General features: G+C 61.1%; 25 protein-coding genes and 1 pseudogene. 10 read left to right on the forward strand and 16 right to left on the reverse strand.

From position 1 onward, the window contains the following. Positions 1-64 precede the first annotated feature (64 nt). The 12 genes from ACZ89R_RS14420 to nrdR form a co-directional block, all read right to left on the reverse strand. The gene (locus ACZ89R_RS14420) at positions 65-865 is read right to left on the reverse strand and encodes a cobalamin-binding protein (protein ID WP_429545424.1); all 801 of its coding nucleotides are present in this window, start codon (positions 863-865) and stop codon (positions 65-67) included. Further along, the gene (locus tag ACZ89R_RS14425) at positions 865-1,284 is read right to left on the reverse strand and encodes an MFS transporter (protein WP_429545423.1); all 420 of its coding nucleotides are present in this window, start codon (positions 1,282-1,284) and stop codon (positions 865-867) included. The genes ACZ89R_RS14420 and ACZ89R_RS14425 overlap by 1 nt, the downstream gene beginning before the upstream one ends. Further along, entirely contained in the window at positions 1,281-1,898 is a 618-nt protein-coding gene (gene ribA, locus ACZ89R_RS14430; protein WP_007906827.1) for a GTP cyclohydrolase II, read from the reverse strand. Before ribA ends, ACZ89R_RS14425 begins: the two co-directional genes overlap by 4 nt. Positions 1,899-2,149: 251 nt before the next feature. After that, a complete protein-coding gene (locus ACZ89R_RS14435; RefSeq protein ID WP_429545422.1) occupies positions 2,150-2,887 on the reverse strand; it encodes a substrate-binding periplasmic protein in 738 nt (245 codons plus the stop codon). Between the two features lie 23 nt (positions 2,888-2,910). Beyond that, a complete protein-coding gene (locus tag ACZ89R_RS14440; RefSeq protein WP_008073949.1) occupies positions 2,911-3,414 on the reverse strand; it encodes a phosphatidylglycerophosphatase A family protein in 504 nt (167 codons plus the stop codon). Continuing rightward, on the reverse strand, positions 3,411-4,376 hold the full coding sequence (gene thiL / locus ACZ89R_RS14445; protein ID WP_429545421.1) for a thiamine-phosphate kinase: 966 nt from the start codon (positions 4,374-4,376) through the stop codon (positions 3,411-3,413). The genes ACZ89R_RS14440 and thiL overlap by 4 nt, the downstream gene beginning before the upstream one ends. A gap of 18 nt (positions 4,377-4,394) precedes the next feature. Continuing rightward, complete coding sequence (gene nusB / locus ACZ89R_RS14450; protein WP_007906833.1) at positions 4,395-4,895, reverse strand: transcription antitermination factor NusB; 501 nt, start codon at positions 4,893-4,895, stop codon at positions 4,395-4,397. Further along, complete coding sequence (ribH, locus tag ACZ89R_RS14455; protein ID WP_003228649.1) at positions 4,892-5,368, reverse strand: 6,7-dimethyl-8-ribityllumazine synthase; 477 nt, start codon at positions 5,366-5,368, stop codon at positions 4,892-4,894. The genes nusB and ribH overlap by 4 nt, the downstream gene beginning before the upstream one ends. Positions 5,369-5,459: 91 nt before the next feature. Continuing rightward, positions 5,460-6,551 carry a bifunctional 3,4-dihydroxy-2-butanone-4-phosphate synthase/GTP cyclohydrolase II gene (gene ribBA / locus ACZ89R_RS14460; RefSeq protein ID WP_007906834.1) on the reverse strand — a complete coding sequence of 364 codons (1,092 nt, stop codon included), beginning with the start codon at positions 6,549-6,551 and terminating at the stop codon, positions 5,460-5,462. A 31-nt stretch (positions 6,552-6,582) separates the two neighbouring features. Next, the gene (locus ACZ89R_RS14465; RefSeq protein WP_123498508.1) at positions 6,583-7,260 is read right to left on the reverse strand and encodes a riboflavin synthase; all 678 of its coding nucleotides are present in this window, start codon (positions 7,258-7,260) and stop codon (positions 6,583-6,585) included. Between the two features lie 47 nt (positions 7,261-7,307). After that, positions 7,308-8,441 (reverse strand): bifunctional diaminohydroxyphosphoribosylaminopyrimidine deaminase/5-amino-6-(5-phosphoribosylamino)uracil reductase RibD, encoded by a 1,134-nt coding sequence (ribD, locus tag ACZ89R_RS14470; protein ID WP_429545420.1) that lies wholly within the window; start codon positions 8,439-8,441, stop codon positions 7,308-7,310. Then, positions 8,438-8,902 (reverse strand): transcriptional regulator NrdR, encoded by a 465-nt coding sequence (gene nrdR / locus ACZ89R_RS14475; RefSeq protein WP_007906838.1) that lies wholly within the window; start codon positions 8,900-8,902, stop codon positions 8,438-8,440. The genes ribD and nrdR overlap by 4 nt, the downstream gene beginning before the upstream one ends. A gap of 117 nt (positions 8,903-9,019) precedes the next feature. On the opposite strand from nrdR, the gene ACZ89R_RS14480 reads away from it, so the two are divergent. The 3 genes from ACZ89R_RS14480 (at position 9,020) to trxA (ending at position 11,184) form a co-directional block, all read left to right on the forward strand. Beyond that, positions 9,020-9,484, forward strand: a complete 465-nt coding sequence (locus ACZ89R_RS14480; RefSeq protein WP_429545419.1) for a YbaY family lipoprotein — start codon at positions 9,020-9,022, stop codon at positions 9,482-9,484. Further along, entirely contained in the window at positions 9,481-10,137 is a 657-nt protein-coding gene (locus ACZ89R_RS14485) for a class I SAM-dependent methyltransferase (RefSeq protein ID WP_429545418.1), read from the forward strand. Before ACZ89R_RS14480 ends, ACZ89R_RS14485 begins: the two co-directional genes overlap by 4 nt. A gap of 174 nt (positions 10,138-10,311) precedes the next feature. Continuing rightward, a complete protein-coding gene (gene trxA, locus ACZ89R_RS14490; RefSeq protein ID WP_429545417.1) occupies positions 10,312-11,184 on the forward strand; it encodes a thioredoxin in 873 nt (290 codons plus the stop codon). Positions 11,185-11,302: 118 nt separating this feature from the next. On the opposite strand, the gene ACZ89R_RS14495 is transcribed toward trxA, so the two are convergent. Beyond that, on the reverse strand, positions 11,303-11,650 hold the full coding sequence (locus ACZ89R_RS14495) for a hypothetical protein (protein WP_429545416.1): 348 nt from the start codon (positions 11,648-11,650) through the stop codon (positions 11,303-11,305). 135 nt (positions 11,651-11,785) lie between these two features. On the opposite strand from ACZ89R_RS14495, the gene ACZ89R_RS14500 reads away from it, so the two are divergent. From ACZ89R_RS14500 to ACZ89R_RS14520, 5 genes are all read left to right on the forward strand, one after another. Beyond that, the gene (locus tag ACZ89R_RS14500; RefSeq protein ID WP_429545415.1) at positions 11,786-12,382 is read left to right on the forward strand and encodes a DUF2796 domain-containing protein; all 597 of its coding nucleotides are present in this window, start codon (positions 11,786-11,788) and stop codon (positions 12,380-12,382) included. A gap of 185 nt (positions 12,383-12,567) precedes the next feature. Next, positions 12,568-13,278: an ABC transporter ATP-binding protein gene (locus tag ACZ89R_RS14505; RefSeq protein WP_429545414.1), complete on the forward strand. Its 711-nt coding sequence runs from the start codon at positions 12,568-12,570 to the stop codon at positions 13,276-13,278. Between the two features lies 1 nt (position 13,279). Further along, positions 13,280-14,545 (forward strand): ABC transporter permease, encoded by a 1,266-nt coding sequence (locus tag ACZ89R_RS14510; protein ID WP_007906845.1) that lies wholly within the window; start codon positions 13,280-13,282, stop codon positions 14,543-14,545. Between the two features lie 11 nt (positions 14,546-14,556). Further along, entirely contained in the window at positions 14,557-15,075 is a 519-nt protein-coding gene (locus ACZ89R_RS14515) for a DUF3299 domain-containing protein (protein ID WP_123720598.1), read from the forward strand. A 233-nt stretch (positions 15,076-15,308) separates the two neighbouring features. Continuing rightward, on the forward strand, positions 15,309-16,007 hold the full coding sequence (locus tag ACZ89R_RS14520) for an OmpW/AlkL family protein (RefSeq protein WP_218398888.1): 699 nt from the start codon (positions 15,309-15,311) through the stop codon (positions 16,005-16,007). 182 nt (positions 16,008-16,189) lie between these two features. Here the strand turns inward: ACZ89R_RS14520 and ACZ89R_RS14525 are convergent, their stop codons facing one another. Beyond that, a complete protein-coding gene (locus ACZ89R_RS14525) occupies positions 16,190-17,119 on the reverse strand; it encodes an NAD-dependent epimerase/dehydratase family protein (RefSeq protein WP_429545413.1) in 930 nt (309 codons plus the stop codon). Beyond that, positions 17,112-17,996: a sugar nucleotide-binding protein gene (locus ACZ89R_RS14530; protein WP_032830563.1), complete on the reverse strand. Its 885-nt coding sequence runs from the start codon at positions 17,994-17,996 to the stop codon at positions 17,112-17,114. The genes ACZ89R_RS14525 and ACZ89R_RS14530 overlap by 8 nt, the downstream gene beginning before the upstream one ends. A 309-nt stretch (positions 17,997-18,305) precedes the next feature. Between ACZ89R_RS14530 and ACZ89R_RS14535 the strand changes: the two genes are divergently transcribed. Beyond that, positions 18,306-22,622, forward strand: a complete 4,317-nt coding sequence (locus ACZ89R_RS14535; RefSeq protein ID WP_429545412.1) for a DNA glycosylase AlkZ-like family protein — start codon at positions 18,306-18,308, stop codon at positions 22,620-22,622. Positions 22,623-22,758: 136 nt separating this feature from the next. Here the strand turns inward: ACZ89R_RS14535 and ACZ89R_RS14540 are convergent. After that, positions 22,759-22,939, reverse strand: a pseudogene (locus ACZ89R_RS14540) (hypothetical protein); the annotation flags it as partial. Positions 22,940-23,088: 149 nt separating this feature from the next. Here ACZ89R_RS14540 and ACZ89R_RS14545 point away from each other — a divergent pair. Continuing rightward, positions 23,089-24,300, forward strand: coding sequence for an MFS transporter (locus tag ACZ89R_RS14545; RefSeq protein ID WP_429545411.1), 1,212 nt, complete (start codon positions 23,089-23,091; stop codon positions 24,298-24,300). Positions 24,301-24,345 lie beyond the last annotated feature (45 nt).

Raw genomic sequence — 24,345 nt, forward strand, 5'->3', positions numbered from 1 at the left:
GAACTCGCCGGCAGGTTTTGGGGCCGCTTCGCAGCCCAACGGGAGCAAGCTCCCTCGCCACAGGTTAAAGGTCGGGCGCAATCAACTGGCACAACTTGGCAGTCGCTTCGATCATCTGCCCACTCGGCCGCTCCAGGCCTTTGTCCGTCACCAGCAGCAATTGCCCCCGCGCCACCGCCGTTACCTGAGGCCAGCTCTTCCACGCATCGAGCTGCGCCTGGTCACTGGCCAGAATCACCTCGGGATTGCGCTGCAACACCGCCTCCACACTGATCTGCGGAGCAGGCTGTGTCAGATCGGCAAACACATTGCGCGCCCCGCACACCGCTAGAGCATCGCTGATGATCTGCCCGCCGCCCACGGTGTACAGGGGCCGGTCCCAGACTTGGTAAAACACCCGTAACGGTTCATCCCTTCGATAACGCTGGCGCAGGGAGTCGAGTCGTTGACGCAGATTTTCGGCCAATGAAACGCCACGCTCCGGTCTTCCGAGCTGCGTAGCGATCACTTCAATCTGGGCGGTAAGTTGTTCGAGGTTGTGGGGGTCGGCGACATAGGTGGGAATGTTCAGCCGTTTGAGCTGCTCACGCTGGGCCGGCCCCACACTGCCCGGCCACAACAGCAATAGATCAGGTTTGAGGCTGAGCAGTCGTTCCATGTCCAACTGGCCGTAGTTGCCAACAGAAGGAATGTCTTTGAGCTCAGCGAGACGTTCGCCAGCATCCAGCACACCGACCAGAAGGTCAGCCGAGTTCAGCTCCACGACGATCTCAGAAAGCGACGGTGCCAGACTGACGACCCGTTCAACTGCAGCCGCCGAACCACTGACGGCCAGCAGCAACACCGCCAGCCAGACGCTGCGCATCAGCCGAGTTGACGCGGGATACGGTAGAGGTAGAACAGCACCGTGGTCGACAGCGCCAGCAGCACCAATGGAACGGCTTCAAGACCGACGAATACCGCCAGCGCACCAATCCAGGCGGGCAGGCCGGCGACCAGAAACGCAGCACGGCGTTTCGCGGCCAGGGCAATCCAGGCGCTGGGTTCTTCAGGAGTGTCGAGAGTTTTCTGGGTAGCGATCAGTGCGTGCTTATAACCGCCAAAGAACTTCAGGCTGACAAACATCGACGCCACACCGGCGATGAACAATGGCATCGCCAGTACCGGCAAAATCGCCTCGCTCTGGCCGAATACACCATTGGCCACGAACAGCGGCACCAAAGCCAGCGCCAGGTATTGCCACCAGTTGACGGACAGTCGCCGCCGTACCTGGCCGCGGGTCACGCCCGGTCAACCTCGCCCTGATGCTCGTTGCCCATCATATGGTCGAGCTTGCTGGCCTTGGTGGCCAGATAGAGTTTGTTGTGTGGGTTGTGCCCGGTGTGCAACGGCACGCGCTCGGCAACCACGATGCCCATGTCGGTCAAGGCTTTGACCTTGCGTGGGTTGTTGGTCATCAGACGCAGGGACTTCACGCCCAGGTGCTCCAGCATCGGCAGGCACATGGCGTAGTCGCGCTGGTCGGCGGCAAAACCCAGACGCTCGTTGGCTTCAACGGTGTCGGCGCCGCCGTCCTGCAATTCATAGGCGCGGATCTTGTTCAGCAGGCCAATGCCGCGACCTTCCTGACGCAGGTAAAGCAACACGCCACGGCCTTCACGGGCGATTGCCTGCAGGGCGGCCTCGAGTTGCGAACCGCAGTCGCAGCGCTGGCTGAACAAGGCATCGCCGGTCAGGCATTCGGAGTGCAACCGGCCGAGTACCGGAGCACCGTCGGCAAACTCACCCAGGCTCAGTACTACGTGCTCGCGCCCGTTCTCTTCGTCGAGAAAGCCATGCATGGTGAATTGCGCAAAAGGCGTTGGCAGCTTGGAAGCGGCGACAAAAACGACAGGCACCGGTGTGCTCCTGATCTATAAGTACTGAAGATTCGCAGAGGCGGCATTGTAACAGCACGTTCCTACAGACGCTTAGGCTGAATTATGGGGCATAACGATCAAAAAGTTTGATATCGAATCCGCCTGCCCCTCTGTGGGAGCGAGCCTGCTCGCGATAGCTGATTGTCAGTCACATCTGTGTAGCTGACAGTCCGCCATCGCGAGCAGGCTCGCTCCCACAGGGAAGTCCTCTCCGGCCGCATGATCCGTGCTCAGTTCGAGTCAAACGGATAGGGTTGCTTCCAGCGTTCGAAAATCGGTTTCAGCTGGCCATTTTTGACCAACACTTCCATGCGCTGATCGAACAGCGCCATCAACGTGCGAGCCCGAGGTGTATCGGCGAAGCACAGGTAAAGCGGCAATTCCGCGATATGCGTGCGGCGAAACTGCGACGTGTCAGTGACTCGGCTAAGGACGTAATCGACTTCGGTCAATGCATCGATGTAATAGTCGGCGCGATTGTGGGTCAGCATGGACACAATTCCCGTCCGCCGCACGACTTCGTTATAGCGCTGCACATTGGGTAGATAAGCCTGATATTTGTAGCCGCGTACCCAGGCCAATCGGTAGCGGCCCAAGGTATCCAGGGTCGGCGCCGGATTGCTGGCCAAGCCCAAGGCGTAGATGTGGTCGGTATCGAAATTCCATCGTGGATAAAGCAGGTCGCTCGCCTCCTCCCGATAAGAACCGACACAAGCGTCCACTTCCCCACGCTGGGCCAAGCCCATGGCGCGCGTATAAGGTTCGGTTCGAATATCCAGTTTTACGCCCGCCGGCTCGAAGACTTTGCGTAACACCTCCCAGCCCAAACCCTGACCATCGGCGGCGGTAAAGTCTTCCCAGGCTTCGCTGGCGAGATGAATCACGGACGGCTTCGTCGGTGCATCCTCCGCCCGGGCGAGTGAGCAAAACACAGCAATAACCATCAGCAGCAACCCGCGCCGCGCCATTCCCCGTTCTCTCACTGGACGCCTCAGACGAAAAACCACACCAGCCCTTGCATCGCCAACCACGCAAATACGCCTGCTAGCACGTCGTCGAGCATGATCCCGACCCCACCGTGCACATGCCGGTCGATCCAGTGAATCGGCCAGGGCTTGAGGATGTCGAAGAAGCGGAACATCAGGAACCCCGCCAGCAACCAATACCAGCCTTCCGGTACCAGCCACAGGGTGATCCACATCCCGACCATTTCGTCCCAGACGATGCCTTCATGGTCGTGTACGCGCAAATCATCGGCGACCTTGCCGCACAGCCAGAAGCCGAACAGCATGGTGATGCCGAGCATCAGCCAATAACCCCAATCGGGCAGCATCTGCCACAACGGAATGAAAGGTAACGCCACTAACGAACCCCAGGTGCCCGGCGCTTTTGGCAGGGTGCCCGAGCCGAAGCCGAACGCCAGGAAATGCCAAGGATTGCGCCAGACCGACGGCGGTACGAACTCCGCCGGGACCTGTTTGGGATGATCTGTCACGGTGTCTCCCGAAAATGTTGATAGCCCCGGATTGGTGGGGTGATGTCGTGTCCGTCGGCGTCCAGCAGTGTCACGCCCTGCCCCGCCACTACCCGCCCAAGCACATGGATCGGCCAGCCGTCCGCCAGCAATGATGGCAACTCGGCGGGCGGCAAGGTGAAGGCCAGCACGTAATCGTCACCGCCGCTCAGGGCGGCTTGCTCAGCGCCAGATTGACCGAGAAAGGCCAGCAGTGCCTTCGACAACGGCAGTTTACTGCGCTCCACCTGAACCCCGACTTTCGACGCCAGGGCAATATGCCCACAGTCGGCGAGCAGCCCGTCGGAGATGTCCAGCGCCGCAGTGGCTCTGCCGCGCAACGCCATGCCCAGACCCAGCTGCGGTTGCGGCGACCAGTAATGGGCCCGCAACGGATCAGCGATGGCCGCGTCAGCCATTCGCTGACCGAGCACCAACGGCAATGCACCCGCGCCATTCCCCAACTCACCGCCCACGCAGAGCAAGTCGCCCGGCTGTGCGCCGCTGCGGGTCAACGCCAGACCGGCCGGCACCCGACCGAATACAGTCATGGTCAGGCTCAACGGCCCGCGGGTGGTATCGCCACCCACCAGCGCCACACCGCAATTTTGCGCCATGAGGTTCAAACCACGGGCGAAGGCTTCCAGCCAATCGGTGGTCACCGTCGGCAAGGTCAGGGCAAGGGTAAAGGCAATGGGAGCAGCGCCCATGGCGGCCAGGTCACTGACCGCCACAGCCAGCGAGCGCTGACCGAGCAGAAACGGGTCGCAGGGGTCTGCGAAATGCACACCGGCCACGAGCGTGTCGGTGGAAATCGCCAACTGCTCCCCGGGGGGAACAGCCAGCAAGGCGCAGTCGTCGCCGATCCCCAGAGCAACGCCTTCGCCGCCCTGCGCACAAGGCGCGGCGGCGAAGAAATTGCGGATCAGCTCAAACTCACCCATCGCAAATTCAAGCGCTGGTTAGCGCTTGAACGCCTTCACTTCAGCTTCACGCAGACGCGGGGCCAGCTTGTCGAGCACGCCGTTGACGAACTTGTGGCCGTCGGTGGAACCGAAGACCTTGGCCAGTTCGATACCTTCGTTGATCACAACGCGGTACGGCACATCGACACGCTCAAGCAGTTCCCAGGTGGACAGGCGCAGAACCGCCAGTTCAACCGGGTCCAGCTCTTCGATGGTGATGTCCAGGCATGGCGCCAGTGCGGCGTCGATCCGGTCCTTCTGTGCCGGAACCCCATGCAGGATTTCACGGAAGTAGGCGCCGTCGACATCGCTGAAATCGTTATCGACCCGAAACTGCGCTTCGATCTCGTTCAGCGACTGCTTGGCCATGTGCCATTGGTACAGCGCCTGGGTCGCGAGCTGACGGGCTTCGCGACGCTTGACGCTTTTCGATGGCTTGCCGGCATCCGCAGGCTTTGGATCGCGCGGGTTGAAACGATCGCTTTCGTCGCTAATCACTTGGCCTCCAACTGCGCCAGCAGGCTGACCATTTCCAGAGCGGACAGGGCAGCTTCAGCACCTTTGTTACCGGCCTTGGTGCCGGAACGTTCGATGGCTTGTTCGATGGAGTCAACGGTCAGTACGCCGAAAGCGACCGGTACGCCGAACTCCATGGACACCTGGGCCAGGCCCTTGGTGCATTCGCCCGCCACGTATTCGAAGTGCGGAGTACCGCCACGAATGACTGCGCCCAGGGCGATGATTGCCGCGAACTCGCCCTTCTGAGCGACTTTTTGCGCAACCAGCGGGATTTCGAAGGCGCCAGGCGCACGGATGATGGTGATGTCGCTTTCGCTCACGCCATGGCGAACCAGGGCATCAACTGCACCGCTGACCAGGCTTTCAACGACGAAGCTGTTGAAACGGCCCACTACCAAAGCGTAGCGGCCTTTAGGGGCGATGAAGGTACCTTCGATGGTCTTCAGGGTCATTCGTTAGATCTCTTAAAGAGCCGGGACGCGTTTTCTACGCGTCCCTCAGTGATGTGTTAACCGCGAATACAGGCCCGCAAACTGCCGGTCATTATTCGGAGGGCACGTATTCTACAACTTCCAGATCGAAACCGGATATCGCATTAAATTTCATCGGCGCACTCATCAGGCGCATTTTGCGCACGCCAAGGTCGCGAAGGATCTGTGAACCGGCACCGACGATGCTGTAGGTGGTCGGTTTTTTCACTGCGCTGTGATCCGCGGTTTCGCGGATATGCGCCAGCAATACGTCGCCATCGAGCGGGTGACCGAGCAACAGCACCACGCCACTGCCAGCCTCGGCAACCGCAGCCATGGCGGCGCGCAGGCTCCAGCGGCCTGGTTGCTTGACCATCAACAGGTCACGCAGCGGGTCCATGTTGTGTACCCGGACCAGCGTCGGCTCTTCGGCGCACACGGTGCCCAGGGTCAGGGCCATGTGCACGTCGCCTTCTACCGAATCACGATAGGTCACCAGATTGAACTGGCCCAATTCGCTGTCCAGCGGCTGCTCGGCAATCCGCTGAACGGTACGTTCGTGGATCATCCGGTAGTGAATCAGGTCGGCGATGGTGCCGATCTTGATGTTGTGTTCGGCGGCAAACGCTTCGAGTTCGGCGCGACGGGACATGGTGCCGTCGTCGTTCATCACTTCGCAGATCACACCGCTCGGCTCGAAACCGGCCATGCGCGCCAGGTCGCAGGCAGCTTCAGTGTGACCGGCGCGGGCCAGCGTACCGCCAGCCTGGGCCATCAGCGGGAAGATGTGGCCGGGGCTGACAATGTCTTCAGCCTTGGCGTCTTTGGCGGCAGCGGCTTGCACGGTGCGCGCACGGTCGGCCGCGGAGATACCGGTGGTCACGCCTTCGGCGGCTTCGATGGACACGGTGAACTTGGTGCCGAAACCGGAACCGTTGCGTGGCGCCATCAACGGCAGCTTGAGCAGTTCGCAGCGCTCGCGGCTCATCGGCATGCAGATCAGGCCACGGGCGTGCTTGGCCATGAAGTTGATGTGTTCAGGCTGGCAGCACTCGGCGGCCATGATCAGGTCGCCTTCGTTCTCGCGGTCTTCGTCATCCATGAGGATGACCATCTTGCCTTGGCGGATGTCTTCAACCAGTTCTTCGATGCTATTGAGCGCCACAAGGCACCCCCCTTCTTTCGAAATTTGATCTTCAGGATTTGAGGTAGCCGTTTTGGGCCAGAAAGCTTTCGGTGATGTTACTGGACGGCCTTTGCGAAGAGTCAGACTCTGCGGCTTTATCGCCTAAAAGCAGGCGCTCCAGATAACGTGCCAGCAAGTCAACTTCAAGATTCACCCGGCGGCCTGGCTGGTACGACGCCATGATGGTTTCGCTCAGGGTGTGCGGAATGATGGTCAGCAAGAACTCGGCGCCATCGACTGCGTTCACGGTCAGGCTGGTGCCGTCGACGGTGATCGAGCCTTTATGGGCGATGTACTTGGCCAGGTCTTTCGGGGCACGAATGCGGAATTCCACGGCACGGGCATTTTCGGTACGGGCAACCACTTCGCCCACGCCATCGACGTGACCGCTGACCAGATGCCCACCCAGACGGGTGGTCGGGGTCAGGGCTTTTTCCAGGTTGACCGGGCTGCCGCTTTTCAGGTCATTCATGGCGGTGCAATCGAGGGTTTCGCGACTGACGTCTGCCGCAAAGCCATTGCCCGGCAATTCAACCGCGGTCAGGCACACGCCATTGACGGCAATGCTGTCGCCCAGCTTTACGTCGCTCAGGTCGAGCTTGCCGGTTTCTACGTAAACCCGCACATCTCCGCCTTTTGGGGTCAATGCACGAATACTGCCGATGGATTCGATGATGCCGGTAAACATGGAGTCCTCCTCGAGAACAGAGCCAGCGCTAGAGCAATGGCCGGGAATTATACGCTCGCCGATGGCACAGGGATGGCAGTGACTCGCCAGTCATCGCCAACCGCGCGGATTTCGGTGATTTTGAGCTCGGGTGCGTCCTTCATCTGCGCCAGTGGCCAGTCCAGCAACGGCCGCCCCGTGGAACCGAGAAACTTGCCGGCAATGAAGATCTGAAACTCATCCACCAGCCCGAGCTGGGCAAACGCGCCAGCCAGTCGTGGGCCGGCCTCGACCAGCACGTCATTGACGCCACGGTTGGCGAGTTCGACCAGTAACCGATGCAGATCGACCTGGCCATCGTCGCCCGGCACGATCAGGCATTCCGGGCCGTTGGCGTACTGTTCTTCCACCGCGACACACGTGGCGACCAGTGCCGGACCCGCCTTGAAGAACGGTGCGTTCAGCGGCACCCGCAGGCGACCGTCGATCAGCACGCGAAGCGGCGGACGGCTCATGGCCAAGGCCATTTGTTCAGCGTCCAGACCCAACTCGTCGGCACGTACGGTCAAGCGCGCATTGTCCGCCAGTACCGTGTCGGCGCCAGTCAGCACCACGCTGGCCTGGGCGCGCAAACGCTGTACCGCCGAACGCGCCGCCGGCCCGGTAATCCACTGGCTCTCGCCGCTTTCCATCGCCGTGCGACCGTCGAGGCTCATCGCCAACTTGACCCGCACGAACGGCAAACCATGTTCCATGCGTTTGAGGAAGCCTTGATTGAGCTTGCGCGCCTCACCTTCCAGCACGCCGCTTTCGGTGGCGATACCGGCCTCGGCCAGACGCTGCAGACCGCGACCGGCGACTTCCGGGTTCGGGTCCTGCATCGCCGCAACGACTCGCGCCACACCGGCATTCACCAACGCATCGGCGCAGGGTGGCGTACGGCCGTGGTGGCTGCAAGGTTCGAGGGTCACGTAAGCCGTGGCGCCCCGCGCCTTGTCGCCAGCGACGCGCAGGGCGTGAACTTCAGCGTGCGGTTCGCCGGTGCGCACATGCCAGCCTTCGCCGACAATCTGCCCGTCACGCACCACCACGCAGCCAACCCGGGGGTTGGGATGCGTCGTGTAATGACCTTTGCGCGCCAGTTCCAGGGCCCGGGCCATGTAATGCGCGTCGAGGATGGCTTGTTCGGGGGAGGTGGTCATTCTTTCACCGGCTCACGGGCGAGGCGATCGATCTCTTCGCGGAACTCGTTGAGGTCCTGGAAGCGTCGGTACACCGAAGCGAAGCGGATATAGGCGACTTCATCAAGCTTCTTCAGCTCGGCCATCACCAGTTCGCCGACCACGAGGGATTTGACCTCGCGTTCGCCAGTGGCGCGCAGCTTGTGTTTGATGTGCACCAGCGACGATTCGAGGCGTTCGACACTTACCGGGCGCTTCTCCAGCGCCCGCTGCATGCCGGCACGGAGTTTTTCTTCGTCGAACGGCTGGCGACTGCCGTCGGTTTTGATCAGGCGCGGCAACACCAGTTCAGCGGTTTCGAACGTCGTGAAACGTTCGCCGCAGGCCAGGCATTCACGCCGGCGGCGCACCTGTTCGCCCTCGGCGACCAGACGCGAGTCGATGACCTTGGTGTCGTTGGCACCGCAGAAGGGACAGTGCATGGTGGCAGGCAACAAAAAATGGGAGGGCCATGGTAGCGCATCCCCGTGGCAAGACAAGCCATAGGGTTTGCGGTATACAGACTGGCTGTCTATGGATTTCGCTTGCTGGAGCCGCCAATGTCTTTACGACCACTCATTTTGCTCAGTCTTTTCAGCCTGTTGGTGGCCTGTGGCAGCGATGCGCCCAAGCCCCAGCCGCCAACGCCCGGCCCTGCACCGCAACAGGCGCAGAAGAAAGCCAAGGCGTCGGCCGAACTCGGCCCCCTGCCGGCTTATCAACGTGAATTGAGCGGCACTCTGCAGGGCGTGCCGGCCGGTGCCGAAGTCGAACTGGCGTTGCTGGTGATCGACGAAAAGGATCGTCCGCAACTATTGCTCGCCAGTGCCAACCTGATCGGTACCAATCAAGTGTTGCCATTTCGCCTGCGCTTCAACCCCGAGTCCTTTCCAGCCGGTGCCCGCGTCGAGCTTCGTGGTCGCGCCAGCCAGTCCGGACAGTTGATTCTGCATCTACCGACGCAAATGATCACACAGCCAACCACCCAGGCATTGGGTCAGCTGCAATTCGTCAAAGCGCCATGATTGCACCGCTCGACCTGCAACAGGCGTTGGGTGAACTGCTTGGCGATGCACAGCTTGTAGCCTGTGAGTTACCCGGCACCGAGCTGAAGCTCTGGCTGATCGATGGCGACAATATGGATCGCGCCTTCAGCCCGGAAGAAACCCGGCGCATTCTTCACGAACCGCCGTATTGGAGTTTCTGCTGGGCCAGTGGGCTGGCCGTGGCTCGCTATCTCGCCGAGCACCCGCAATGGGTCGAAGGTAAACGGGTGCTGGATTTCGGCGCCGGCTCAGGGGTCGCCGCAATTGCGGCGGTGAAAGCCGGGGCACTGGAAGTGGTGGCCTGTGACCTGGACCCGTTGGCGATTGCCGCGTGTCGGGCGAACGCCGAACTCAATGGCGTGCAGCTCAGCTACTCGACGGACTTTTTCACCGAGGCCGATCGGTTTGATCTGATTCTGGTGGCCGACGTGTTGTACGACCGGGCAAACCTGCCGTTGCTCGACGAGTTTCTCAGCCGTGGCCGGGAAGCGTTGGTGGCGGATTCGCGCGTGAGGGATTTTCGCCATCCGTTGTATCAGCGCATCGAAATGCTGGAAGCGATGACCTTGCCGGATCTGGCCGAACCCGAAGAGTTTCGGCATGTGAGCCTTTACCATGCTCGGCGTGCTTGAAGTCGCCAAAGGGTCGCAGCCTTCGGCCGCTCCTGCGCCGTTCGCGTTTTACCCCGGCCGTATGCGTTCCGCGTCGTGCGCGTGTGAACCCGATCCTGTAGGAGCTGCCGAAGGCTGCGATCTTTTGCGCCAGCCCTTATAGTGAGCATATTCACGCTTCCAAAGAGATCCCCCATGAGTCAGGAAACGCCGTACATTTTCGACGCCACGACTGCCGATTTCGACCAGTCGGTGATCGAGAACTCTTTTCACAAACCGGTGCTGGTGGATTTCTGGGCCGAATGGTGTGCGCCGTGCAAGGCCTTGATGCCGATGTTGCAAACCATCGCCGAGAGCTATCAGGGCGAGTTGCTGCTGGCCAAGGTCAATTGCGACATCGAGCAGGACATTGTTGCGCGCTTCGGCATTCGCAGTCTGCCGACGGTGGTGCTGTTCAAGGATGGTCAACCGGTGGACGGTTTTGCCGGTGCACAACCGGAATCGGCTGTGCGCACCATGCTCGAACCCCACGTGCAAATGCCGCCGCCCGCTGCGGCCGCCCCGTTCGAACAGGCTCAGGCGCTGTTCGATGATGGCCGTTTCGCCGATGCCGAAGCCACGCTCAAAGTGCTGCTGGCTGAAGACAACACCAACGCCAAGGCGCTGATCCTCTACGCCCGCTGCCTGACTGAGCGCGGCGAACTGGGTGAAGCGCAAATCGTGCTCGACGCGGTCAAGACCGATGAGCACAAGGCTGCCCTGGCCGGCGCCAAGGCGCAGATCCAGTTCCTCGGTCAGGCCAGGGATTTGCCGGATGCGGCAGACCTGAAAGCGCGTCTGGCGAAAAATCCGCAGGACGATGAGGCCGTCTATCAACTGGCGATCCAGCAACTGGCCCGTCAGCAATACGACGCGGCGCTGGATGCCTTGCTGAAGCTGTTCATCCGCAATCGCAGCTACAGCGAAGGCTTGCCGCACAAGACCTTGCTGCAAGTGTTCGAACTGCTGGGCAACGATCACCCGCTGGTGACCACGTACCGTCGCAAGTTGTTCGCTGCTCTCTATTAACGTCAAAAGATCGCAGCCTTCGGCAGCTCCTACAGGGAAATACAGATCCCGCGTAGGAGCTGCCGCAGGCTGCGATCTTTTTTGCGGCTTACTCGATCCGTCCGTGTGAACCCGATTTCTACGCTGGCTCGATCCAGTGGTAAAGCGGCGTATCCCCGCCGCTCACCACTTTGACGTCTGCACAGTGGCGCAAGCGCACCAACAAACGCTTGCCCGCCGCTGCGCTGCCCGTCAACCCTTCCAGTTGCTCCAGCAAATCCGGCCCGCTCAATTGTCCGGCCTTGCGTAGCAACTCTTGGGCGATCTGCCACAGCGCATCGTCCTGATTCACCGGTTTGGCGGGCGCAACACTGGCCTCGGGTTTTGCTGCCTGCAACTGCGCACCGAGCTGCGCCCAGTCGCCTTCATCGAGCTCCAGTGTCAAATCCACCGGCCAGCCGCCGATGCTTCCGCGTATTCGCAACATGAGTCTGCTCCTGCCCATACCTGACTCACATGCTCCCATGGGTCTTGCGCAACGCCAAGCAGACGGTCAAACTCTCCGCACTTTCGTTATAAGATTACATAACAAACTTTTCATTTTACTTTTTGGAGACCCGTCATGCGCCGTCTGCTGCTCGCTTTGCCGTTTGCCTTGTTGCCGCTGGCTGTCGCCCATGCAGCGGTCGAGCATGATCACGATCATGATGAACATGGCAGCCTCAGCGCCCACGAACATGGCGTCGGTCGCCTGAACGCGGCGCTGGATGGCCAGACTCTGGAGCTGGAGCTGGAAAGCCCGGCGATGAACCTGGTGGGTTTCGAACACGCCGCTACCACCGACGCCGACAAGGCCAAAGTCGCCGCCGTCCGCGCGCAGCTGGAAAAACCGCTGGTGCTGTTCAATCTGCCAAAAGCCGCCGGTTGCGTGGTCGCGACTCAGGAACTGGAAAGCCCGCTGTTCGGTGACAAGCCGGATGTCGATGACCATGATGAAGAAGAAGAGGCCAAGGATGGTCATGAGCATCACCATGACCACAGCGAAATCCATGCCCATTACCAATTCAGCTGCTCGGCTCCGGGCGCACTGAAGACCCTGGATTTGGCGAATATCTTCAACACATTCCCGGCCACCCAGAAGATTCAGGTACAACTGATCAGCCCGAGCGGGCAGCAAGGGGTTGAAGTGACGGCCAAGGCGGCCGCCCTGAAATTCTGATCCACCCCGATCCCCGTGGGACTGCGGGACTGCGGGACTGCGGGAGGACTGTAGGAGCTGTCGAGTGCAACGAGGCTGCGATCTTTTGATCTTGATCTTTAAAATCAAAAGATCGCAGCCTCGTTGCACTCGACAGCTCCTACACAGCTCCTACACAGGTCATCAACATTTATGAAATCGGCGCCATGACCCAAGCACTCATCGAACTGTCCGACCTGAGCTTCAGCTGGCCCGGGCATCCGCCGTTGCTGGACATCCCGGCGTTCCGCCTGGAACCCGGTGAAACCCTGTTCCTCAAAGGCCCCAGCGGCAGCGGCAAGACCACTCTGCTCGGCCTGCTCGGCGGCGTGCAAAAGCCTGATCGCGGCAGTATTCGCCTGCTTGGCCAGGAGCTGACCGAACTCTCTGCCGGTGCCCGCGACCACTTCCGCGTCGATCACACCGGCTACATCTTCCAGCAGTTCAACTTGCTGCCGTTTCTCTCGGTACGCGAGAACGTCGAGTTGCCCTGCCACTTCTCCAAAGTGCGCGCAGAACGGGCGAAACAGCGCCACGGCAGCGTCGATCAAGCCGCGGCCACCCTGCTCGCCCACTTGGGCCTGAAGGATGAAAACATCCTCAGCCGCCGCGCCGATTCGCTGTCCATCGGCCAGCAGCAACGGGTCGCCGCCGCACGTGCGTTGATCGGTCAGCCGGAACTGGTGATCGCCGACGAACCGACCTCGGCGCTGGACTACGACGCCCGCGAGAACTTCATTCGCCTGCTGTTCGCCGAATGCCGCGAAGCCGGGTCGAGCCTGTTGTTTGTCAGCCATGACCAGAGCCTCGCGCCGCTGTTCGATCGCCACCTGTCGCTGGCCGATCTCAATCGCGCCGCCACCCCGTCCGAGGTTTGAGATGTATTTGTTTCGTCTAGCCATGGCCAGCCTGGCTAACCGTCGATTCACCGCGATCCTTACCGCGTTCGCCATCGCCCTGTCGGTCTGCCTGTTGCTGGCCGTGGAGCGGGTGCGCACCGAGGCCAAGGCCAGTTTCGCCAGCACCATCAGCGGCACCGACCTGATCGTCGGCGCGCGTTCCGGCTCGGTGAATCTGCTGCTGTATTCGGTGTTCCGCATCGGCAACGCCACCAACAACATCCGCTGGGACAGCTTTGAACATTTCGCCAACAACCCGAAAGTGAAGTGGGCGATCCCGATGTCCCTCGGCGATTCCCATCGCGGATATCGGGTGATGGGCACCACCGAGGCGTACTTCGAGCATTACCAGTACGGCCATCAACAGCACCTCGAACTGGCCGACGGCCGTGCCTTCGCCAGCGATCCGTTCGAAGTGGTGCTCGGCGCCGAAGTGGCCGATGCGCTGCACTACAAGCTCGGCGACAAACTGGTGTTGGCCCATGGCGTGGCGGTGATCAGCCTGGTCAAACACGACGACAAACCGTTCACCGTGGTCGGTATTCTCAAACGCACCGGGACCCCGGTGGACCGCACGCTGCATATCAGCCTCGGCGGGATGGAAGCGATTCACGTCGACTGGCACAACGGCGTGCCGGCGCGCGGTAATGGCCGGATCAGTGCCGACCAGGCGCGCAACATGGACCTGACGCCGCAAGCGATCACTGCGTTCATGCTCGGCCTCAACAGCAAGATTTCGACGTTTGCGCTGCAACGGGAGATCAACGAATTCCGTGGCGAACCGATGCTGGCGATCCTCCCGGGTGTGGCATTGCAGGAGCTGTGGAGTTTGATGAGCACGGCGGAAAAAGCCTTGTTCGTCGTCTCGCTGTTCGTAGTACTGACCGGGTTGATCGGCATGCTCACGGCGATCCTCACCAGCCTCAACGAGCGGCGCCGCGAGATGGCGATTCTGCGTTCGGTCGGCGCGCGGCCATGGCATATTGCGACCCTGCTGGTGCTGGAAGCCTTTGCCCTGGCGTTGTCCGGAGTGATTGCCGGTGTGGCGCTGCTGTATGTGTGCATCGCCGTGGCGCAGGGTTACGTGCAGGCGAATTATGGCCTGTACTTGCCGCTGGCCTGGCCGAGTGAATATGAATGGACGCTGCTCGGTGGCATCCTGATCGCCGCGCTGCTGATGGGCAGCGTGCCGGCCTGGCGTGCTTATCGCCAATCCTTGGCCGATGGCCTGTCGATCCGACTATGAGGACATTAATGATGCCCCGCGCTGTGCTTGCGCTATTGATGCTGGTTGCCCTTCCGCTGTGGGCAGCCGAACCAAAGGACCTGACCTGGTCGGAAATGATTCCGCCGGATGCGGCGCCAGAAGTGCCGAACATGACGCCGCTGCATGACCTGTCGAAGATGAGCGATGCGTTGTCCGCAGAATCGGCCCCGGCCGCCAAGCAGGACATGCCGAATGCGCCGGTGGTGAAGAGCCTCGACGGCAAGAACATTCGTTTACCGGGATACATCGTGCCGCTGGAAGTCAGTGAAGAAGGCCGCACTACCGAGTTTCTGCTGGTGCCATATTTCGGCGCCTGCATCCACGTACCGCCGCCTCCGTCGAACCAGATTGTGCATGTCAAAAGCGAAGTCGGCGTGAAGCTTGATGAGCTGTATCAGCCGTACTGGATCGAAGGTGCATTGCAGGTGAAAGCATCCACCAGCGAGTTGGCGGATGCCGGGTATCAGATGGAGGCGGACAAGATTTATGTGTATGAGCTGCCGGAGTGAATCCGGCAATTCTGTGTCGCTGTCAGGCCGCCAATCGCGAGCAGGCTCGCTCCCACAGGAGATTTGTGTTGATGCACAGATCCAATGTGGGAGCGAGCCTGCTCGCGATGAGGCCCTTGAAGGTTCCGCAAAAATCAAGGCCATCACTGTTTCATTGAGCTGAATCAAAAGACCGTATCAGTTGGATCCCTACCATTGGACATCGAACATTTTTAACGTCCTTTGGAGCCCCCATGCACAAGTCCAAGCTCTGCGCTTCGTTGTTCGCCCTCGCGCTCGCAGCCCCGCTCGCCCATGCTCACACCGCCGGTGACATCATCGTTCGGGCCGGTGCGATCACTGTCAACCCGGAAGCCGACAGCTCCAGCGTCAAGGTCGATCAAGGCCCGCTGAAGGGCGCCGATCTGGGTGGCAAGGCCACCATGAGCAGCGACACCCAACTGGGCTTGAACTTCGCCTACATGATCACCAACAACCTGGGGATCGAACTGCTCGCGGCCTCGCCGTTCGAGCATGACGTGAAGCTCAAAGGCACCGCCCTCGGCGCCGCCAACGGCAAACTCGGCACGCTCAAACACCTGCCGCCGACCCTGAGCCTGGTCTACTACCCACTGGATTCCAAGTCCGCATTCCAGCCGTACATCGGCGGCGGTATCAACTACACCTGGATCTACGACGAGCACGTCGGCAGCGAAGCCGCCGCCAACGGCTTCAGCAACTTCAAGGCGGAAAACTCCTGGGGGCTGGCCTGGCAGGTCGGTGCCGACTACATGCTGACCGAAAACGTAATGATCAACGCCCAGGTGCGCTACATCGACATCGACACCACTGCGACCGTGGAAAACAACGCCGTCGCACCGGGCACCCGAGCCAAGGTCGACGTTGATGTGGACCCGTTCATCTACATGGTTGGTTTGGGTTACAAATTTTAAGCAACATTTGATCGGCTTTTGTGGCGAGGGAGCTTGCTCCCGCTGGGCTGCGAAGCAGACCCAATAATGGCGACTGCTGCGCAGTCGAACGGGAGCAAGCCCCCTCGCCACGGGTATTGCATCGGCCACAAAAAAGGCGCCTTCAACGGCGCCTTTTTCAGGACTAGACACTGTGTAAAACCTCAGCGCCCCAGCAACCGCGCCAAGCCAACACTCATCGGGGTCTGCTGCGGGTAGGTAAACCGCTCCAGCAAACGCCGATTATTCGCCCGTGAATGGCGGATGTCGCCGGAGCGCGCCGGGCCGTAGCTCACGGGTGGCAGCTTGCCGACCACCGCTTCAAGGGCTTCAAGCATTTGCTTGAGGCTCGTCGCCTGATTCCAGCCGACATTCACGGCGCCAACCTCGACCTGTGGCTTCTCGATGGCTTGCACCAACACGTCCACCAAGTCCTCGACATAGACAAAATCCCGAGTCTGTTCGCCATCGCCAAACACGGTGATTGGCAAGCCTTTTTGCGCGCGCTCGCTGAATATGCTGATCACCCCGGAATACGGCGAGGACGGATCCTGGCGCGGGCCGAAGATATTGAAGAAGCGGAAAATCACCGGCTCCAGACTGTGCTGGCGACGATAGAAATCGAAGTAATGCTCGCTCGCCAATTTGTCCGCCGCGTACGGCGTCAACGGCGCCTTGGGCGTGTCTTCGTCGATCGACTCGCCTTCGCCATTATTGCCGTAGACCGCCGCGCTGGATGCGAACAGCACCCGTTTGACGCCGGTCTGACGCATGGCTTCGCAGACATTCAGCGAACCGATGAAATTGCTCTGGTGAGTCTTCACCGGATCATCCACCGAAGCCTGCACCGAGGCCACCGCGGCCAGGTGCGCCACAGCGCTGCAACCGACCATCGCCTGCGCCACCAATGCGGCGTCGGCGACATCGCCCACGATCAGTTCGATGAGGGGATTTTCCAGCGGCAGGTTACTGCGTTTGCCGGTGGAGAGGTCATCGAGAATGCGCACCGAGTGCCCCTTGGCGAGCAAGGCGTCGGTCAGGTGCGAACCGATGAAACCGGCACCGCCGGTGATTAAAACAGGGCCTTCAGCCATGACGATAAAACCTATCCAGTAAGCCCGGGAGTGCCGCGCGCCAGGCGCGGGGCTTGATCCCGAAAGTGTGCAGAATTTTCTTGCAGGCCAGCACCGCGTGTTGCGGTTCTTCGGCGGCGTCGGGCCGCGCGGCGTGAGCCTGGGCGGTCGGTGCTTCGATGGCCAACGGGTGCAGGGCGCGTGCTTCGGTAAGAATCGCCTGCCCCAGTGCCAACGGTGTGGTCGCCTCATGCCCGGCGTAGTGGTAAGTGCCCCACAGTGGCGCCGCGCAATCGAGTTGCTTGAGCACCGAAATGATCACCCGGGCGGCGTCGTCCACCGGCGTCGGATTACCGCGACGGTCATCGGCCATCAGCAGTTCTTCAGCTTTCTCGGCCCGGGCCAGGAATCGCCCGAGGGTGCCGTCAGGGCTGTCATCGAGCAGCCAGCCGAAACGCAGCAACACATGCTGCGGACAGGTGGCGCGCACGCTTTGCTCGATTCGCCACAAGGCCTGACCGCGCAGGCCCAGCGGTACCGGTTCGTCTTTTTCGCTGTAGGCGGTCGCCCGGGAGCCATCGAATACGCGATAACTCGACGGTTGCAGCAGCACGATGTTGTGATGCTGGCACAGTTCGGCCAGCCGTTCGATGGCTCGCTCCTGCCCGGCCAGACGCTGTTCGCTGACGGTTTCCGCCTGGAACCAGTCAAAATAGTAGGCGAGATTGATCAACGCATCCGGACGGGTATCGTCGAGCAGTTGCGTCAGGCTCGCGGCGTCCCAGCCGTCTTGTGGTGGGCGGGGGGCGAGGAAACCGATGTCTTCCTCCGCACCGAGGCGAATCAGCGCCTGCCCAAGGGCATTTCCGCCGCCCAGTAACATAAGGCGCATTCGCATAGAGTCAGCAGGCCCAGTCTGATTGGAACGATGGCTTTATCGACAGCACCCGCAGGCGATGTCCTCAATAATTGCCGGAATCGTTGCATTTTGCGGGTTTAGTGCGCAACCGTCATCCGTAAAGTGTAGATCGCCCGGATTTGCGGTGCTGCAACCGGCCCCATCGCGAGCAGGCTCGCTCCCACAAGGGATGTGTGGCGCATACAAATCCAATGTGGGAGCGAGCCTGCTCGCGATGGGGCCATAAGGATCGACCCAGATCCTGAGCGGTACTTGCATCTTCCCGCCCCCACCCGCATAAATTACTCCATGAATCTGCCCATCCCCACGGACGCTGCTTTGTCGGGCTTTCACCCCGCCGTCAGCGCCTGGTTCAGTAACACCTTCGCAACGGCCACCGCTGCCCAGGCCCGGGCGTGGCCGTTGATCCGCCAGCGCCGCTCGACCCTGATTGCCGCGCCCACCGGTTCCGGCAAGACCCTCACCGCGTTTCTGGCCGTGCTCGACGATCTGGTCCATCGTGGCCTGGAGAGCCCGGACGGCCTGCCGGACGAAACCCTGGTGGTCTACGTTTCACCGCTCAAGGCCCTGTCCAACGACATCCGGATCAACCTGCAAAACCCGCTGGCCGGCATTACCGAACAGTTGCGGGTGATGGGCTTGCCCGACGTGCCGATCAGCACCGCCGTTCGCACCGGCGATACGCCGCAAAAAGAGCGTTCGGCCATGCGCAAAACCGCGCCACACATTCTGGTGACCACCCCGGAATCCCTTTATGTGCTGCTCGGCTCCGACTCCGGCCGGCAAATGCTCGGCACCACCCACACGGTGATCGTCGACGAAATACACGCCATCGCCGCCAGCAAGCGTGGCAGTCACCTGGCCCTGAGCCTGGAGCGTTTGCAAGCGCTCTGCTCGCAACCGCTGGTGCGTATCGGCTTGTCCGCCACGCAAAAACCCATCGAAGCGGTGGCGCGTTTTTTGGTTGGCCGTGATCGCGACTGCGAAATCATCGACATCGGCCACGCCCGTCCACGAGATCTCGATATAGAGGTGCCGCCCGTGCCGTTGTCGGCGGTAATGGCCAACGACATCTGGGAACTGGTCTATGACCGACTCGCCGCCCTCGCCCGTGAACACCGGACCACGCTGATTTTCGTCAACACCCGACGCCTGGCCGAACGTCTGAGTCGACATTTGAGCGAACGCCTCGGCAAGGATGCCGTTGCCGCCCACCATGGCAGCCTGGCCAAAGAGTTTCGTCTCGACGCCGAGCAACGGCTCAAGCGCGGCGAACTGCAAGTGCTGATCGCTACCGCTTCGCTGGAATTGGGGATCGATATCGGCGACGTCGATCTGGTGTGCCAGATCGCTTCGCCACGCTCGATTGCCGGTTTTCTGCAACGGGTCGGCCGCTCAGGGCACCAGGTCGGCGGCACGCCCAAGGGCCGATTGTTTGCCACCACCCGCGACGACCTGATCGAATGCGCCGCCCTGCTCGATTGCGTGCGCCGTGGCGAACTCGACACGTTGCTGATCCCAGAAGCACCGCTGGACGTGCTGGCCCAGCAAATCATCGCGGAAGTCAGCTGTCAGGAATGGCAGGAACAGGCGCTATTGGAAATGCTGCGCAACGCCTCGCCTTACGCCTCGCTCGACGAAAAGCACTATCAGGCACTGCTGCAAATGCTCGCCGAGGGCTACAACGGGCGCCTGGGTATTCGCAGCGCTTACCTGCACCGGGACGCCGTAAGCCGCACCCTGCGCGGCCGTCGAGGCGCCAAGCTGACTGCCGTGACCAGCGGCGGGACGATTCCGGACAACGCCGACTACAGCGTTTTGCTGGAGCCTCAAGGGCTGAACATCGGCAGCGTCAACGAAGACTTCGCGGTGGAAAGTATCGCCGGGGATATCTTTCAGTTGGGCAATACGTCGTATCGAATCCTGCGGGTCGAAACCGGCAAGGTCCGGGTCGAAGACGCCCAGGGGCAGCCGCCGACCATTCCGTTCTGGCTCGGTGAAGCACCGGGGCGCAGCAATGAACTGTCGTTCGCCGTGGCCCGCCTGCAAGCGCAACTCGATGAGCGACTCGGCGCCACACCCGGCAACTTGCAGCCGGCCCTCGACTGGTTGACCGACACCCTCGGTCTGAACCTCGCCAGTGCCGAACAACTGGTGGATTACCTGGCCCGGGCGCGACTGACCCTCGGCGCCCTACCATCGCAAGACACGCTGCTGATGGAGCGGTTTTTCGACGAGTCCGGCGGTACGCAACTAATCATCCATTCGCCGTTCGGCAGCCGCATCAACCGCGCCTGGGGCCTGGCCCTGCGCAAGCGTTTCTGCCGCACGTTCAACTTTGAATTGCAGGCCGCCGCCAGTGAGGACGCCATCGTTTTGTCGCTGTCCACCGGTCATAGCTTCGAGCTGGATGACGTCTGGCGCTATCTGCACAGCAACAGCGCCGAACACACCTTGATTCAAGCGGTACTCGAGGCCCCGCTGTTCGGCGTGCGCTGGCGCTGGAACGCCGGGGTCGCTTTGGCGCTGCCACGCTACAGCGGTGGACGCAAAGTACCGCCGCAGATCCAGCGGATGAAAAGCGAAGACCTGATCGCCAGCGTGTTTCCCGATCAGATCGCCTGCGTGGAAAACCTCGCCGGCGAGCGCGAGATTCCCGACCATCCGCTGGTGGAACAAACCCTCGACGATTGCCTGCACGAAGCCATGGACAGCGAAGGCTGGCTTGCGTTATTGCGGCGCATGGAACAGGGCGACATCCGCCTGATCAGTCGCGACTTGCCAGCGCCTTCGCCACTGGCGGCGGAAATCCTCAGCGCCCGCCCCTACACCTTTCTCGACGATGCGCCGCTGGAAGAGCGCCGCACTCAGGCAGTGCTCAACCGCCGCTGGAGTGATCCGCAGTCCACCGATGATCTCGGTGCGCTGGACGCCGAGGCGATTACTGCGGTGCGTGATGAAGCCTGGCCGACGCCCACCGGCATCGATGAAATGCATGAAGCGCTGATGAGCCTGGCGTGCATCGCCGATAACGAGGCCCACGCCAATCCAAATTGGCTCGATTGGCTGAACACCCTGGCCGACAGTGGCCGCGCCAGCCGTTTGCAGATCAACGCTGAGCAATCGCTGTGGTTGGCGCTGGAACGACTGACCTGCCTGAGGGCGATTTATCCACAAGCCACATTGGCTCCACCATTGGAGGCATTGCCCGGTTTCGATGAAACCTGGGAGCCGGACGAAGCAGTGCTGGAACTGATTCGTGCACGGCTCAGTGCGTTTGGTCCGTTGCCGCTGAAAGCGATTGCCGAACCGCTTGGATTACCGGCGATTCAAGTCGCTCAGGCCTTGGCGCAACTGGAGCGCGAAGGCTATGTACTGCGCGGGCAATTCACCCCAGGCGCCCCTGATGAAGAATGGTGCGAACGGCATCTGCTCGCGCGGATTCATCGCTACACGGTCAAACGGCTGCGACGGGAAATCGAGCCAGTGGCTCTGCAGGATTTCATGCGTTTTCTGTTCGACTGGCAGCATCTTTCCGCCGTGAGCCAAGGCCAGGGCCGCGCGGTGTTGCCGGCGATTATCAGCCAGTTCGAAGGCTACCCCGCCGCCGCTTCGGCGTGGGACAGCGACATTCTGCCGGCGCGGCTCAAAGACTATTCGGCGAGCTGGCTGGATGAGTTATGCCGCAGCGGAAAACTGGTGTGGACCCGCCTGACCACGCGCAACAAGAGCACCAGCACCGCATTGCGCAGCACGCCGATTCTGCTGCTGCCGCGCAGTCAGGTCGGATTGTGGAGTGGCTTGACCGAACAGACGCCGGTCAGCGAACTGTCGCCCAAAACCCAAAAGGTCCATGAAGCACTCAGCCAGCACGGCGCACTGTTTTTCGATGAGCTGATTCATGAAGCCCATCTGCTGCGCTCGGAACTGGAAATCGCCTTGCAGGAACTGGTCGGTGCCGGGCTGGTAAACGCCGACAGCTTCGCCGGCCTGCGGGCGCTGATTACCCCGGCCAGCAAACGCCAGAATCGCAGCAGCCGACGCGGGCGCGGAGCGTTTTCCGGCGGGATGGACGATGCCGGACGCTGGGCGTTGCTGCGCCGCGGTGCTGTCGCGCCGATTGTGGATAAGCAACGACCGGCGCCCACACCCAGCGACACCCTGGAACACATCGTCATGACCTTGCTGCGCCGTTATGGCGTGGTGTTCTGGCGCTTGTTGGAGCGTGAGGCGGATTGGTTGCCGAGTTGGCGGGAATTGCTGCGCACGTTCCATCGGCTCGAGGCCAGGGGCGAGATTCGTGGCGGGAGGTTTGTCAGTGGCTTGGCGGGGGAACAATTTGCGCTGCCCGAGGCGATTCCATTGCTGCGCGAAGTCAGGCGGCGACCTCACGATGGAAGTCTGATCGCGGTGTGTGGGGTGGATCCGCTGAACCTCGCCGGCACCCTGTTGCCAGGCGCGAAAGTGCCGGCGCTGGCGAGCAATCGACTGGTGTATCGCGACGGCATACCGGCCGCCGCCGAGATCGCCGGCAAGCAGCAGTTCTGGCTGGAGCTGGATCAGCAGGCCAGTGACGAGGTGCGTAGCAAACTGATCCGGCATTGATGTTGTCCGGACCGGCCCCATCGCGAGCAGGCTCCCTCCCACAGGGGATTTGCATGATGCTGAAATGCCTGACACAGCACCGGCCAATGTGGGAGCGAGCCTGCTCGCGATGGGGCCCTTACAGTCACCAAGTCAGCTATTGGGTACGCGGCTGATCCGGCAACAACACCGACGATTCTTCCAGTGTCGGCCCGTCATTTTCCGGCTCATCCACATGCCTTTTGGGAATCAAAACCTGCTGTGGATAAGTCTGCGCGAATGTATCCATGGCTGTTATCCACAAGCTTTTTCAAACGCTGATTGAATGCCTGGCACACCACACATATTGCCCAGCCGACTCTCCACAGGGTTTCATTCGCTCAATATTTGACCTATGCGCAAATATCAAATGCCCATCCCTGTATTTTTCCGCACGACCCAAACCCCGACACTGCGCTCCATCAATCAATCCACCGGAGTTGCAGCCATGCCCATTGCCTTGCTCGCGCTGACCCTCAGCGCTTTCGCTATCGGGACGACGGAGTTCGTCATCGTTGGCCTGTTACCTACTATCGGCGCCGATCTCGGTGTCAGCCTGCCGTCCGCCGGTCTGCTGGTCAGTCTGTATGCTCTCGGTGTGGCTATCGGCGCGCCGGTGCTGACCGCCCTTACCGGCAAAGTCCCACGCAAATTGCTGTTGTTGTCGTTGATGGTGCTGTTCACGCTCGGCAACTTGCTGGCCTGGAAAGCACCGAGCTACGAGTCGCTGATCATTGCGCGGATCGTCACGGGCCTGGCTCACGGGGTATTTTTCTCGATTGGCTCGATCATCGCCACCAGCCTGGTGCCGAAGGAGAAAGCCGCCAGCGCGATTGCCATCATGTTCACCGGCCTGACCGTGGCGCTGGTCACCGGCGTGCCATTGGGGACATTTATCGGTCAGCATTTCGGCTGGCGTGAAACCTTTCTCGCCGTGTCTGCTTTGGGTGTGATCGCCTTCATCGGCAGCCTGCTCTATGTGCCGAAAAACATCGCCCACAGCAAACCGGCTTCGCTGTTGCAGCAATTGCAGGTGCTCAAGCAGCCGCGCCTGCTGCTGGTGTATGCCATGACGGCGATCGGTTACGGCGGCTCGTTCATTGCCTTCACTTTTCTGGCGCCGATTCTTCAGGACATTTCCGGCTTCGGCGCCAGTACTGTCAGCCTGGTGCTGCTGGTTTACGGCATCTCGGTGGCCGTCGGCAACATCTGGGGCGGCAAATTGGCGGACAAGCACGGTCCGATCAGTGCCCTGACAATCATCTTCGCCCTGCTCGCCGCCGTGCTGTTCGTGCTGACGTTCACTGCCGGAAATCCATGGTTGGCCTTGTCCACCGTGCTGGTTTGGGGCGCCGTTGCTTTCGGCAACGTACCGGGCCTGCAGGTGTATGTGGTGCGTCAGGCCGAACATCACACCCCGAATGCGGTGGACGTGGCTTCGGGCCTGAACATTGCGGCGTTCAACCTCGGCATTGCCGGTGGGGCGTGGGGCGGTGGTTTGATCGTGGCGCACATGGGGCTGATTCATACCGCGTGGATCGGCGGCCTGGTGGTATTGGTCGCACTGGCACTGACCACCTGGAGTGGGCGTCTTGACCGGTTGGGTCCGGTGTATGTCGAACCGGCTGAGGGTTCGACCCGGATCGTTATAAGTCATTAATAAATCAAAAGATCGCAGCCTTCGGCAGCTCTTACAGGTGTTCAC

The sequence above is a fragment of the Pseudomonas sp. TE3728 genome (assembly GCF_056279145.1).

What these genes read in the sequence shown, in the direction of transcription:
- ACZ89R_RS14485 (WP_429545418.1), top strand. Translation starts at nt 9,481, where the DNA reads ATGATTGCACCGCTCGACCTGCAACAGGCGTTGGGTGAACTGCTTGGC.
- ACZ89R_RS14505 (WP_429545414.1), top strand. Translation starts at nt 12,568, where the DNA reads ATGACCCAAGCACTCATCGAACTGTCCGACCTGAGCTTCAGCTGGCCC.
- nrdR (WP_007906838.1), bottom strand. Translation starts at nt 8,902, where the DNA reads ATGCACTGTCCCTTCTGCGGTGCCAACGACACCAAGGTCATCGACTCG.
- ACZ89R_RS14480 (WP_429545419.1), top strand. Translation starts at nt 9,020, where the DNA reads ATGTCTTTACGACCACTCATTTTGCTCAGTCTTTTCAGCCTGTTGGTG.
- ACZ89R_RS14465 (WP_123498508.1), bottom strand. Translation starts at nt 7,260, where the DNA reads ATGTTTACCGGCATCATCGAATCCATCGGCAGTATTCGTGCATTGACC.
- ACZ89R_RS14500 (WP_429545415.1), top strand. Translation starts at nt 11,786, where the DNA reads ATGCGCCGTCTGCTGCTCGCTTTGCCGTTTGCCTTGTTGCCGCTGGCT.
- ACZ89R_RS14530 (WP_032830563.1), bottom strand. Translation starts at nt 17,996, where the DNA reads ATGCGAATGCGCCTTATGTTACTGGGCGGCGGAAATGCCCTTGGGCAG.
- ACZ89R_RS14525 (WP_429545413.1), bottom strand. Translation starts at nt 17,119, where the DNA reads ATGGCTGAAGGCCCTGTTTTAATCACCGGCGGTGCCGGTTTCATCGGT.
- ACZ89R_RS14420 (WP_429545424.1), bottom strand. Translation starts at nt 865, where the DNA reads ATGCGCAGCGTCTGGCTGGCGGTGTTGCTGCTGGCCGTCAGTGGTTCG.
- ACZ89R_RS14545 (WP_429545411.1), top strand. Translation starts at nt 23,089, where the DNA reads ATGCCCATTGCCTTGCTCGCGCTGACCCTCAGCGCTTTCGCTATCGGG.
- ACZ89R_RS14520 (WP_218398888.1), top strand. Translation starts at nt 15,309, where the DNA reads ATGCACAAGTCCAAGCTCTGCGCTTCGTTGTTCGCCCTCGCGCTCGCA.
- ACZ89R_RS14510 (WP_007906845.1), top strand. Translation starts at nt 13,280, where the DNA reads ATGTATTTGTTTCGTCTAGCCATGGCCAGCCTGGCTAACCGTCGATTC.
- ACZ89R_RS14515 (WP_123720598.1), top strand. Translation starts at nt 14,557, where the DNA reads ATGCCCCGCGCTGTGCTTGCGCTATTGATGCTGGTTGCCCTTCCGCTG.
- ACZ89R_RS14435 (WP_429545422.1), bottom strand. Translation starts at nt 2,887, where the DNA reads ATGGCGCGGCGCGGGTTGCTGCTGATGGTTATTGCTGTGTTTTGCTCA.
- ACZ89R_RS14495 (WP_429545416.1), bottom strand. Translation starts at nt 11,650, where the DNA reads ATGTTGCGAATACGCGGAAGCATCGGCGGCTGGCCGGTGGATTTGACA.
- thiL (WP_429545421.1), bottom strand. Translation starts at nt 4,376, where the DNA reads ATGGGTGAGTTTGAGCTGATCCGCAATTTCTTCGCCGCCGCGCCTTGT.
- trxA (WP_429545417.1), top strand. Translation starts at nt 10,312, where the DNA reads ATGAGTCAGGAAACGCCGTACATTTTCGACGCCACGACTGCCGATTTC.
- ribH (WP_003228649.1), bottom strand. Translation starts at nt 5,368, where the DNA reads ATGACCCTGAAGACCATCGAAGGTACCTTCATCGCCCCTAAAGGCCGC.
- ribD (WP_429545420.1), bottom strand. Translation starts at nt 8,441, where the DNA reads ATGACCACCTCCCCCGAACAAGCCATCCTCGACGCGCATTACATGGCC.
- ACZ89R_RS14535 (WP_429545412.1), top strand. Translation starts at nt 18,306, where the DNA reads ATGAATCTGCCCATCCCCACGGACGCTGCTTTGTCGGGCTTTCACCCC.